The sequence below is a fragment of the Lactiplantibacillus fabifermentans DSM 21115 genome (assembly GCF_000498955.2).
Classification (GTDB): Bacteria; Bacillota; Bacilli; order Lactobacillales; family Lactobacillaceae; genus Lactiplantibacillus; species Lactiplantibacillus fabifermentans.
In genome coordinates this window covers 1-11,792 of record NZ_AYGX02000052.1, presented here as the reverse complement: position 1 = coordinate 11,792, position 11,792 = coordinate 1, and the positions used below count along the sequence as shown (strand labels likewise).

Genomic DNA, 11,792 nt, shown 5'->3' with positions numbered 1-11,792 from the left:
CGTGGCGACCGGTTCGAGCCAAAAAGCGGTCTCGAACCTCACTTTGAAGCTCGGCCAAGCCCGCCAATCTTCAAAGATGTCGGTGCCGTAAGTTCGGCTAAAAGCATGCCGAGCTAACGCCACTGGCACGGCAGCTTCCATTACCGCTGACCCACAACTAAATTGAATTTTGAATGAGAATGGTGTGACGACAATTTTTTGTAGTCGCACCATTTTTTGTAACTTTCAAAGATGGTGAATGTGTAATTGCGAAAGCCGTTATTAATTGTTATATCGGTGATATAGTTAAATTCAGTTAGTTGATCATAAAGCAGAGTTGTCGATAAAAAAATTTGCAATGTCGTGTCATTCTACATAACCTATAGTGACAAGCTTATTCATGGCCATTCACCGACATTTTGAATAATAGCCAACTTATTAACTTTTAATTGACGGACGCTTCATACTTCCAGTTGGAAAGGTGGTCTGCCCCACGGCGTGCCACCAAGTCCCGACCACCGGCAATGGCAAGTACATCACCAATTCAAACTAGTCAAATATTGACAAAAGCCCGACAGTCGGCTATGATGATGAAGAACTGAATAGTTAAGTGTTGATGAGAGAAAGTTATCTTGACCGGTTTTTAGTGAGACCATGGTGGTGGGAAATGGTTAGCCAGGCTTGATGATTGGCGCTTTCGGAGCTTTTTAGAATTGTAATCAAGCTGCTGGGGTCACCCAGAAGTAGGGTGGAACCGCGAAATCAATCGTCCCTATGTCGTTTTTAGCAAACGGCAGGGGACGATTTTTAGTTGTGGGGCCGCCCATTTTTATTGTCATCGCGCCATTCAGTCACAAATTTTGGGAGGAATATCATGAGCAAAAAGTTATCAGTGCAAGAGATCATTTTGACCTTGCAAGAATTTTGGTCAGACCAAGGTTGTATGTTAATGCAATCTTACGATACCGAAAAAGGGGCCGGGACGATGAGTCCATATACGTTCCTACGGGCGATTGGACCCGAACCATGGAATGCCGCTTACGTGGAACCATCACGCCGGCCTGCCGATGGTCGTTATGGTGAAAACCCCAACCGGTTATACCAACATCATCAATTCCAAGTTGTGATGAAGCCATCACCAGAAAATATTCAAGACTTGTACTTACAAAGTCTGCAAAAATTAGGTATCAATCCGTTAGAACATGATATTCGTTTCGTTGAAGATAACTGGGAAAACCCATCCATGGGTTGTGCCGGTGTTGGTTGGGAAGTTTGGTTAGATGGAATGGAAATCTCCCAATTCACTTACTTCCAACAAGTCGGTGGTTTAGAAGTTGACCCGGTCACTTCTGAAATTACTTATGGTTTGGAACGGTTGTCATCATACATTCAAGACGTGAACTCCGTCTTTGATTTGGAATGGGGCGACGGCGTTAAGTACGGTGACATTTTCTTGGAACCTGAATTTGAAAACTCCAAGTATGCCTTCGAAGACAGCAACGAAGATTTATTATTAATGTTATTTGATGAATATGAAAAAGAAGCCAAACGGCAAATCGAAAACGGCTTAGTTCATCCAGCCTATGATTACTGCTTGAAATGTAGCCACACCTTCAACTTGATGGATGCGCGCGGCATGGTTTCCGTTACCGAGCGGGCCGGCTACTTAGACCGGATTCGGAACATGGCCAAGTCGATTGCCAAGGAATTTGTGGCGCAACGTGAAAAACGGGGCTTCCCATTATTAAAACACGCAAAGGAGGACGCTGAATAATGACTAAAACTTATTTGTTAGAAATTGGGTTAGAAGAAATGCCCGCCCACGTCGTCACTCCGAGCGTGATGCAATTAAAAGAACGCATGGTGAAGTTTTTAAAGGAAGAACGCTTAAACTTTGAAAATATCAACATGTTCTCGACGCCGCGGCGCTTAGCCATCCAAATCGAAGGTTTAGATGACAAACAAGCTGACGTTAAGAAAGAAGTCCGTGGTCCGGCCAAGAAAATTGCGTTGGATGCGGATGGCAACTGGACGAAAGCCGCAATTGGTTTTTCTAAAGGCCAAGGCGCTTCAACGGACGATATCGTCTTTAAAGAAATCAAAGGCACCCCGTATGTCTTTGTCCAAACCTTTACGGCCGGGAAAGCCGCTAGTGAAGTTTTAGCCGGCGTTAAAGATGTGATTACGAAGATGAACTTCCCAACCATGATGAAATGGTCCACGTTTAGCTTCAAATACATTCGCCCAATTCGGTGGCTGGTATCACTATTAGATGATGAAATTGTTCCCATCAACATCCTCGATGTGGATGCTGGTCGGGTAAGTCGGGGCCATCGTTTCTTAGGTCACGACGTTGAAATCAAAAACGCCGGCGACTATGAAGCTGATTTAGCTAAAGAATTCGTGGTCGCTGATGCGGATAAGCGGAAGCAAACCATCCGTGACCAAATCGACGCCTTAGCTAAGGAAAATGACTGGACCATCAAGGTTAACGAAGACTTATTGGAAGAAGTTAACAACTTGGTTGAATTCCCAACGGCCTTTGCGGGGAACTTCGACACGAAGTATTTGACGATTCCAGATGAAGTCCTGATTACGTCAATGCGTGACCACCAACGGTTCTTCTACGTGACCGATGCTCAAGACAACTTGTTACCACACTTTGTGTCAGTGCGGAACGGGAACACGGAACATTTGCAAAACGTCGCGTTAGGGAACCAAAAAGTTTTAACCGCGCGTTTGGAAGATGCGGCCTTCTTCTATCATGAAGACCAAGAACATTCCATCCAAGAATATGTGGAACGCTTAAAGAAGGTTAGCTTCCATGATAAGATTGGGACGATGTACGAAAAGATGCAACGGGTCATGTACATCAGTGGTTTCTTAGCTAAACAATTCGGTTTGAGTGAAGCGGAACAAAACCAATTGCACCGCGCTGCGCAAATCTACAAGTTTGACTTAGTTACCGGCATGGTCGGCGAATTCCCAGAACTTCAAGGGGTCATGGGTGATAAGTATGCTGTCTTGAAGGGTGAAGATCCGGCAGTCGGTCAAGCCATTCGGGAACACTACATGCCAATTAGTGCCGATGGTGACTTACCAAAATCAAAGGTTGGTGCCGTTTTAGCGGTCGCTGACAAGATTGATTCCATTATGAGTTTCTTTGCCGTTGGATTAACACCAAGTGGGTCTAATGATCCGTTTGCTTTACGTCGGCAAGCCTTTGGAATCGTGCGGATTGTGCGGGCTCAAGGCTGGGACTTCCCAATTCGCAAGTTTGAAAAAGAAATTCAACTTGAATTGGAACGTCACGATGCCACTTTCGATTTGAACTTTGCTGGTCAAAGCCAACCAGTCGCGGACTTCTTGACTGACCGGGTTAAGCAATGGTTCAACAACCGTAAATTGCGTTACGATATCGTTGATACGGTCGTTAAAGGGAGTCGTCAAGATATCGCCGAAATGTTCAAAGCGGCGGACGTCTTGAACGCCCATCAAGATGATCCTGAATTCAAGAACACCGTTGAAGCTTTCACCCGTTTATTACGGATTACGGCGAAAGCGGACTTACAAATTGAAGACTTAACGGTTGACCCAAGTTTATTCGAAAATGATGCCGAACAAGCCTTATATACGGCCGTTGAAAAGTTGAAGACGCAAGTAACGCCAGATATGGATATGGAAAGCCGCTTCAAGAAGTTAGCTGCTTTACGGCCATTGATTGCGGACTACTTCGAACAAACAATGGTTATGAGCAAAGACGAAAAAGTTCGTGACAATCACATTAAGCAATTATTGATGATTGCTCAAATGGTTAACGTCATGGGTGACTTGAACCAATTAATCGTTAAATAATCATTTAGCGCGTATAATACTAGGAACCGAATTCTGTTTTGTGGAATTCGGTTCCTTTTTTGAGTTGGGGTGTTGGTTGTCGCGGGCGGTGGCCAGTAACTTCAGCCGCTGTGTGGACCGGCGCCAGCCAAAGGGCGGTCTGGGGCCTCGCTTTTGAGCCTGAAACCCAAGTCTCAAAAGACGTCCGTGCTGTAAGCCAGCCAAATACACTGACTAACAGCACCTGCACGGCAGCTTCCGTTACTGACCACCGCCCGCTAAATTGCAATTCTAATCATTATTGCGGTTAGGTATAAGGTGGTTGTATCACGTATATTGCGCTGATACTAGCATGGCAATTTTTTGATGAATGAGGTGTGTTAATAATTGCAAAATGTATATTGCAATCATTCCTATGCGGGGATAATTACGATTTCCTTGGTAGGTTATCATGGCCATCTTTGGCGAAATAGCATAAATAGTAACGGTATTTTTCCCGTCTAAACCCAATAAAATTAATAATCATGACAAACTTGACAAAAATGTCTAATAAACAAGGCTTATTATTGCATAGCTGTCAACCTTGTGATATTATATATTCTGTAGAAATTCGCACGTTAATAGTCGCATCTCAGTTTTGGTGATGCGGCTTTTAAATGCTGTGAAGGTTCTGGTTGATTTGTCAGTCAGTTAGTAGAAATGGGGTGGCAGGCTTGGCCAATCGGATTCCTGAAGAAAAAGTTGATGAAATCCGCTCCGGCGTGAATATCGCTGACTTTATTGGTCAGTATGTCCAGCTGAAAAAAGCTGGTAAGAACCTGTTTGGGTTATGTCCATTCCACGAAGAACGGACACCGTCATTTTCGGTTAATGAACAAAAGCAAATTTTTCATTGTTTCAGCTGTGGACGTGGGGGCAACGTGTTCTCATTTATCATGGATTTGGAAAATTTATCGTTTCCGGAAGCGGTCGTCAAAGTTGCTGATTTTGGGCATATCGAGTTGCCAGCAAGCTATCAAGCTTCCGCGCAACCCGCCGCACCCAAAGACCAGCAACAGGCCGACTTATTAACGTTATACGCCGACAGTGCCAAGATGTATCAACACATTTTAGTTAACACCGAACTCGGTGAACCGGCGTTGGATTATTTGCATCAGCGCGGGCTCGATGATGACACGATTGCCACTTTTGGCATCGGTTATGCGCCTGCCAATCAGTTGTTACTCGACTTTTTTAAAGAACACAACGTTGACTACCAGTTATTGCGGCAGTCGGGGTTGTTTATTGAAAATCAAGCCGGCGAATTACGGGATCGGTTCGTTGACCGGGTCCTTTTTCCGATTAAAGACGCGAGCGGTCGGGTGATTGCTTTTTCAGGGCGTATCCTGAAAAAATCCCCGGATGAACCGAAATATTTAAACAGTCCGGAAACGAAACTGTTTAATAAACGGTCGGTGCTCTTCAACTTTGACTTAGCACGGGGCGCTATTCGCCAACATAAATCGGTCGTCTTATTCGAAGGCTTTATGGATGTCATTGCGGCGTATCGCGCGGGTATTCAAAACGGGGTCGCCTCAATGGGGACCAGTTTAACGAACGAGCAAATCTATATGTTGGAACGGGTGACCGACCAACTTTATATTTGTTATGATAGTGATATGCCAGGGCAAAAAGCGACCGACCGCGCACTGAAGCTATTGGGTGATCAGAGTCGCCTGAAACTTGGGGTCGTACAAATGCCGGACGGGATGGACCCGGACGAGTATTTACGTGCCAACGACGCCACCAAGTTCCAACAAGTCTTTGAAGACGGTAAGCAAACGCCGACCGCCTTTGAGATGCAATATTTGCGGCATGATTTGAATTTGCAAAATACGCAAGACCAATTAACGTATTTGGATGCAGTCTTACAGCAACTCACCCAGTTATCGTCGAGCGTGGAGCAAGATTTATATTTGAATCAGTTAGTCCAAGAATTTGGATTGAATAAAGATGACTTGCGGGAACAATTGCGGTCGTTAGTGGGTCAAAAATCGGTCCATCACACGCAAAACGCGCCGGTGGTCGATCAAGCGCCACCGCCAATGACGCCGCCACCACCATCGGTCACGGCGATGCCCGAAACTGATGGTCCGATTAGTCGTGTGGAACGCGCCGAGCGGTTATTGTTATACCGCTTGTTGCATGACCACGATGTCTGGCTACGGGTCATGGCGGTCGGGGGCTTTCACTTTATTCATGACAAGTACCAACAAGTGTTGGTGTTTGCCGAAGCTTATTTCAAGACGCATAATCGTTTTGATTTAGCGAACTTTACGGATTTTATGACTGATCAGGCCTTAAAACCGGTCGTCACGAGCTTAGAATTCATGGATATTGCGTCGGAAACATCCAGCGAAGAAATTGCTGATTTGGTGAATGTCATCATGAATCAGCAACCCGTCGCCGATAAAATTAGTGATAAAAAAACCGAGCTCAACGCGGCCAAACAAATGGGTAACCGCGAGCTCGTGTCAAAATTAACTTTGGAATTAATTGAATTATATCGTCAACAACAGCAAGTTAAACAAGCTGACAACTTATAGGAGGCTACGACTTTATGGCAAAAGCAAAAGCAACCACGGCATATGACAAAGCCGTTAAAGCATTAATCAAGGATTACAAAAAGACTGGTAGCATCAAGTATGACGAATTGTCTGACAAACTCGCCGCACCATACAAATTAGATGCTAGCGGCATCGATAAGTTGTTACAAAAAGTTGAAGACGCTGGGATTAGTGTCGTTGACGAAAAGGGCGAACCAGATGCCCGGGCCGTTAAGAGTGTTAAAAAGGTCAGCAAGAAAGAATTGACTGACGCCGGTTCCGCTTCGGGAATCAAGATCAATGACCCCGTACGGATGTACTTGAAGGAAATCGGTCGCGTGGACTTGTTAACGGCCGACGAAGAAGTTGCCTTAGCCTTACGGATTGAACAAGGTGACGAAACGGCTAAGCAAGAATTAGCCGAAGCCAACTTGCGGTTAGTGGTTTCCATTGCGAAGCGTTACGTTGGTCGTGGGATGCAATTCCTAGACTTGATTCAAGAAGGTAACATGGGCTTGATGAAGGCCGTTGAAAAGTTTGATTACCGTAAAGGGTTCAAATTCTCAACTTACGCAACTTGGTGGATTCGTCAAGCGATTACGCGGGCTATTGCGGACCAAGCGCGGACGATTCGGATTCCCGTTCACATGGTTGAAACCATTAACAAGTTGATCCGGATTCAACGTCAATTGCTACAAGACTTAGGGCGCGAACCTACGCCAGAAGAAATTGGGGCTGAAATGGATATGCCAACGGAAAAGGTTCGCGAAATCTTGAAGATTGCGCAAGAACCCGTTTCATTGGAAACCCCAATTGGTGAAGAAGATGACTCGCATTTGGGTGACTTCATTGAAGACCAAGATGCGACGTCACCTGCCGATGCGGCCGCTTATGAATTGTTGAAAGAACAATTGGAAGGTGTCCTAGACACGTTGACGGACCGGGAAGAAAACGTCTTACGTTTACGTTTCGGTTTAGACGATGGTCGGACCCGGACTTTGGAAGAAGTCGGGAAAGTCTTCGGTGTTACGCGTGAACGGATTCGTCAAATCGAAGCTAAGGCGTTGCGGAAGTTACGCCACCCATCACGTAGTAAACAATTGAAAGATTTCTTGGAATAAACAAAATGTGTCAAATGGCCTGGGACTAGTTCCTGGGCTTTTTTGACTAACGGTTTAAAATGGATGCAGGGGGTGTTGGCATGCGTCAATATCGAATCATGTTGCGGTTCGTGGGCTCAATGATTGCGTTGTATGTGGGGTTTGAATACTTGCTCAATATCGCTGTAGATTCCTTGGCGGTTAATTTTCAGCCGGGCAATGAGTGGCCTGCGGGTTTAATGGCGCTATTGCTGCTGGTTGAACTAGTGAACTTGTGGTTAGATTTTCCCACTTTCAATAAAATTACCAATGGCGTGGCCGCCGTTTCGGTGGTGGTGAGTATCACTTTAGCCGTACGGATTTATCCAACTGATTTGTTAACGGTCGTCGGTATTTGTGTGTTAGCGCTCATCATTTGGTGGTTGAACTTTAAATATAAAGCGTAAAAGGTATTAAGACGTGATTGTTGGTACGAACCGACAATCACGTCTTTTTTTAGCAACGGTTAACTAACAAATTTGAATGGTGGTAGTTCTAGTCGAAACCGTGTATAAAGTAGGCGTAAAAAAAATTATATGCGGGGGGCATTATCCATGAAACGAATCTATTACCCGATAACGGTTAGCAAGGTCGCGGTGGCCGTAATGACGTTAGTTGTATTAATAGCCGCAGTTATTAATGGCAATGAAATTGTGGCGGTCTTTCTGGCACTGGCGGCGCTGATTTTAGCGATGCTCCATTTTAGTGTGTTTGAAGATACGTGGGATACACAGTGGTTGAATCGCGTGGATTTGGGACTGCAGTTCTTGACGGTGATCGTTACCATTGTCCGTTTTTTGGTGATTTCGACTCCTAAATAGCCAAATTAATAAAGCGAAGCGACTTAGTGACCTTCGCAGTAAATATGTTCAGATTGTGTGTCAGCCTTGAATGAGCTTAAGAATGATTACTCATATTCTGATACCGATAGTTGTTATTACTTTGGTGATTCAATTTGCAATTTGGAAACCGATATGAACGAGTAAACTAGCCTTGCTGATTTTATTTAAATCGGCAAGGCTAGTTGCATACTAACAAGTTATTTAAAGTACGTTTCACCAAATTGTAATTGGGGTTATAGTTCCCGATTTAAATTAAGAAAAAATATATTATTAGTTTTTCCTTTTTACCTAGTAAGCGAGATTCAACGGTTATTTAAGTAACAATCACTCGCAGCAGGCACGATGGTTTCGAAAGCTTATAGTTAATACATGATGTTCACAAATTTGATTGGAAGTGTGTCATGAATACAAACTGTCAGCGTAATATTACCAATCGACAATCAAATACTCAGATTGCAAAGTCGTTTACAAGTAATTTAATCAGCTCCCTCAGTGGCAAGATGTTTACATTCGGTCTCGGGCTAATGTTACTCGACCAAACACGTTCAGTGCTCAGTTTTGGCATCAATATGTTGGTTGCCCCGATTACTGGGTTAATTTTTCTAATCCCAATTGGCAATCTGGTAGATACCCAACGTCACCGGCCAATCTTGATTGGTAGCTTGCTGGTCAGGATAACGGCCTTAATTATCTTCGCAAGCACGATTAACCTGTTTTCTGCGCAAATGAAGCTGTTGCCAATCGTGTTATTTTTGATCGTTGATGCGGTTTCCACTAATTTGAATGATACTTGTTTTTCGGCCGCAATTCATGAACTAGTCAATCAGGACAAGGTTCAACAGCTGAGTTCATTAACGCAAACGGCGATTTCGATTGCGGCCATTCTTTCACCGACCTTGGGCGTTGGCTTTTATAGTCTAGTCGGTTTTAACGGATTTATTTGGCTAGAAATTGTTACCACAATATTGTCATTCTTGATTATGTTATCCATGCATTTTTACGAAAATATGGCGGTTGCACCAACCAATCACCGGCAGACGCTAAATTCACAATGGACCACTTTTAAAGCCGGATTGATTTATATGCAATCACGATCAGTTATTAAGATGACGATTATGATGGGTCTGGTATTGAATTTCTTTTATACCGCTGTGACCATTGGCGTACCGTATGTTTTGAAAGACGAGTTGCACACGGGTAATGCGATGCTTGGCATATTTGAGACCGGTGGCGCAGTGGGCATGTTATTAGGCAGTTTAATCATGAGCTTCTTACCAGCCCTTGACCGGCGACACTTCTTTTGGCACTTAATGGTGCCGCTAATTATACTAACATGGTTGATTGCGGGGCTTGGCAGTATGCTAGTGTTGCATTTGACAGCCGTTCAACTGATGGTCAGCGGTAGTTTAGTCATGGGGTTCATTGCGTTCATATTGGTCTGGCTGAATATTATTGTACAAGTCTATTTGCAAAAAACAGTGCCAACGCACAATTTGGGACGGGTACTGGCAACCCTAACAACGGTCAATACTTCGATTATGCCAGTGGGGACTTTGTTCTTTACAATGATTTTTCAATATTCAAGCACCGGGGGTATCATCTTTTTAATTAATGGTGGTTTATTGTTGAGCTATACAATAATATTAATTCGGCCATTTTGGTGGGCAGTTCAAGCCGATAAATATTGAATATTACTAGAGGTAATTTAAAATATTGCGTTGTCTGGGCAGTGCATTTTTGGCCGAGGTAATTAATTGCTGGTGCGTGTGAGGCATGCTATGCTATGGACAAATTGAGGTGAATAAAATGAAGCATGAAACAACCATTATCCAAACAACAGCTGATGGCGGTTTGGGCATTCAGATTTCAGATGAAATTTTGGCAGCAGTTGGTTTAGCAGCCGGAAGTCCGGTAACCATTACGCTGGCGGATGACCAACAGGCTTTGATCCTCAAACCTGGCGGCGAACGCAGTGATCAAGATCCAGAATTCTTAGCCGCGATGGATAGAAGTATGACCAAGTATGCTAAAACCTTAGAATTATTGAAGGAAAGCGATGAATAATGACGGTTTATTTAGATGCCGTGCAATTGCAGGCGATGAACAAGCAGCTACTAGCTGGAACAGGTGAGCGTTCATTCGTTCGGAATTCAGCCGGACTTGATTCAATTGAAAACTTGCCAAAACAACGCTTTTTCGGTACTGAAGCTTATCCGAGTTTACCGGCCAAGTTAGGTATCACCTATATCAAATTGATTAACTTACACTGTTTTGAAGATGCAAATAAGCGTACCGCAGCGTTGGCACTAGCAATGTTAGCTGACTTAAACGGCTGGGTGCTCACGTATTCGAATGAAGAATTGGCAGATTTGACGATTAAGGTGGCCGCCTTAAATGATGCCCAGCTTGATTACGATGCGCTATATTTAGCGATTGAAAATCATTTACAACCACGGTAGGACAGACGCAACTTAATTGTTGGGTCTGCTTTTTTGACTAATACAATTAAGCTCAGCGGTGATGATTTATATCAATTGGTAATAACAATCATGGATAACCACGGGCCTTCACTAATTCTTACGCAATTTGAGTTGGAGATTGTTATATAATCGAGATGAACGAAATGGAGGTCCCGGTAATGGAGCAATTAGCATTTTTAAAACGAATTTTAGCTATCAGTGGTGCTGGCTTGACGTATGGTCGTGATAAGTTCGACTTAGAACGTTATCAACAACTGCAAGACTTAGCGACCGCCCAACTTGCCGAAGTTGGCGATGCGCCAATTCAGACGGTCCAACAATTATTTGAAAATGAAAGCGGATACCCAACGCCGAAAGTTGACGTGCGCGCCTTTATCAAGCGTGATGATCAAGTATTGCTCGTTGAAGATGGGCATGGAAAGTGGGCCTTACCCGGGGGCTTTGCTGAAGTTGGTTGGTCGGCTCGCGAAAACGTGGCTAAAGAAGTACAAGAAGAAACTGGTTTGAAGGTAACGGTCGGGGAATTACGGGCGATTTATGACACGAATCGGCGGCCCGATATTCCACAAACTTTTCAATATTATAAATTAATTTTCGCGGCTACCGCACCGGCCGGCAACTTTGTCCATAATAGTGAAACGATTGCGATGGCCTGGTTCAAGTTGACCGAGTTACCGCCACTATCGCTGAAACGGACAACGCCGGAACAGTTACAACAGCTATTTACTAGTGGCAACCCCCATATTGATTGAAACAACGCCTCGGTGATTTGTGTCGAGGTGTTGTTTTTTGTTTGCATCAACGAACGAAAATAATGTTATTAGTGAAAATAAAACTGAATATGATAAATAAATCATCGCTTTTATCTCAATAATAGCTTATATGGTAGATTGCAAATTTAATCCGAATTTTTGGACAAATTGTTCAGCATAA

10 protein-coding genes are annotated in these 11,792 nt (G+C 43.9%); all 10 read left to right on the top strand.

All coding sequences use genetic code 11. The features are described 5' to 3' along the window. The first annotated feature begins 853 nt into the window (after nucleotides 1-853). The 10 genes from glyQ (at nucleotide 854) to DY78_RS04365 (ending at nucleotide 11,611) form a co-directional block, all read left to right on the top strand. A complete protein-coding gene (gene glyQ, locus DY78_RS04410; RefSeq protein ID WP_024624903.1) occupies nucleotides 854-1,753 on the top strand; it encodes a glycine--tRNA ligase subunit alpha in 900 nt (299 codons plus the stop codon). After that, a complete protein-coding gene (glyS, locus tag DY78_RS04405; RefSeq protein WP_024624904.1) occupies nucleotides 1,753-3,834 on the top strand; it encodes a glycine--tRNA ligase subunit beta in 2,082 nt (693 codons plus the stop codon). Before glyQ ends, glyS begins: the two co-directional genes overlap by 1 nt. A 692-nt stretch (nucleotides 3,835-4,526) precedes the next feature. Further along, nucleotides 4,527-6,398 (top strand): DNA primase, encoded by a 1,872-nt coding sequence (gene dnaG / locus DY78_RS04400; protein ID WP_024624905.1) that lies wholly within the window; start codon nucleotides 4,527-4,529, stop codon nucleotides 6,396-6,398. Between the two features lie 14 nt (nucleotides 6,399-6,412). After that, nucleotides 6,413-7,519, top strand: coding sequence for an RNA polymerase sigma factor RpoD (rpoD, locus tag DY78_RS04395; RefSeq protein ID WP_024624906.1), 1,107 nt, complete (start codon nucleotides 6,413-6,415; stop codon nucleotides 7,517-7,519). 80 nt (nucleotides 7,520-7,599) lie between these two features. After that, nucleotides 7,600-7,944 (top strand): hypothetical protein, encoded by a 345-nt coding sequence (locus tag DY78_RS04390; protein ID WP_024624907.1) that lies wholly within the window; start codon nucleotides 7,600-7,602, stop codon nucleotides 7,942-7,944. A 147-nt stretch (nucleotides 7,945-8,091) separates the two neighbouring features. Beyond that, nucleotides 8,092-8,358, top strand: a complete 267-nt coding sequence (locus DY78_RS04385) for a hypothetical protein (RefSeq protein ID WP_024624908.1) — start codon at nucleotides 8,092-8,094, stop codon at nucleotides 8,356-8,358. Between the two features lie 422 nt (nucleotides 8,359-8,780). Next, nucleotides 8,781-10,067, top strand: a complete 1,287-nt coding sequence (locus DY78_RS04380; protein WP_024624909.1) for an MFS transporter — start codon at nucleotides 8,781-8,783, stop codon at nucleotides 10,065-10,067. Between the two features lie 118 nt (nucleotides 10,068-10,185). Next, complete coding sequence (locus DY78_RS04375; RefSeq protein WP_024624910.1) at nucleotides 10,186-10,443, top strand: hypothetical protein; 258 nt, start codon at nucleotides 10,186-10,188, stop codon at nucleotides 10,441-10,443. Next, a complete protein-coding gene (locus DY78_RS04370; protein ID WP_024624911.1) occupies nucleotides 10,443-10,838 on the top strand; it encodes a type II toxin-antitoxin system death-on-curing family toxin in 396 nt (131 codons plus the stop codon). Before DY78_RS04375 ends, DY78_RS04370 begins: the two co-directional genes overlap by 1 nt. A gap of 179 nt (nucleotides 10,839-11,017) precedes the next feature. Beyond that, nucleotides 11,018-11,611 carry an NUDIX hydrolase gene (locus DY78_RS04365; RefSeq protein WP_024624912.1) on the top strand — a complete coding sequence of 198 codons (594 nt, stop codon included), beginning with the start codon at nucleotides 11,018-11,020 and terminating at the stop codon, nucleotides 11,609-11,611. The last annotated feature ends 181 nt before the right edge of the window (nucleotides 11,612-11,792 follow it).

What these genes read in the sequence shown, in the direction of transcription:
- glyQ (WP_024624903.1), top strand. Translation starts at nt 854, where the DNA reads ATGAGCAAAAAGTTATCAGTGCAAGAGATCATTTTGACCTTGCAAGAA.
- glyS (WP_024624904.1), top strand. Translation starts at nt 1,753, where the DNA reads ATGACTAAAACTTATTTGTTAGAAATTGGGTTAGAAGAAATGCCCGCC.
- rpoD (WP_024624906.1), top strand. Translation starts at nt 6,413, where the DNA reads ATGGCAAAAGCAAAAGCAACCACGGCATATGACAAAGCCGTTAAAGCA.
- DY78_RS04390 (WP_024624907.1), top strand. Translation starts at nt 7,600, where the DNA reads ATGCGTCAATATCGAATCATGTTGCGGTTCGTGGGCTCAATGATTGCG.
- DY78_RS04385 (WP_024624908.1), top strand. Translation starts at nt 8,092, where the DNA reads ATGAAACGAATCTATTACCCGATAACGGTTAGCAAGGTCGCGGTGGCC.
- DY78_RS04380 (WP_024624909.1), top strand. Translation starts at nt 8,781, where the DNA reads ATGAATACAAACTGTCAGCGTAATATTACCAATCGACAATCAAATACT.
- DY78_RS04375 (WP_024624910.1), top strand. Translation starts at nt 10,186, where the DNA reads ATGAAGCATGAAACAACCATTATCCAAACAACAGCTGATGGCGGTTTG.
- DY78_RS04370 (WP_024624911.1), top strand. Translation starts at nt 10,443, where the DNA reads ATGACGGTTTATTTAGATGCCGTGCAATTGCAGGCGATGAACAAGCAG.
- DY78_RS04365 (WP_024624912.1), top strand. Translation starts at nt 11,018, where the DNA reads ATGGAGCAATTAGCATTTTTAAAACGAATTTTAGCTATCAGTGGTGCT.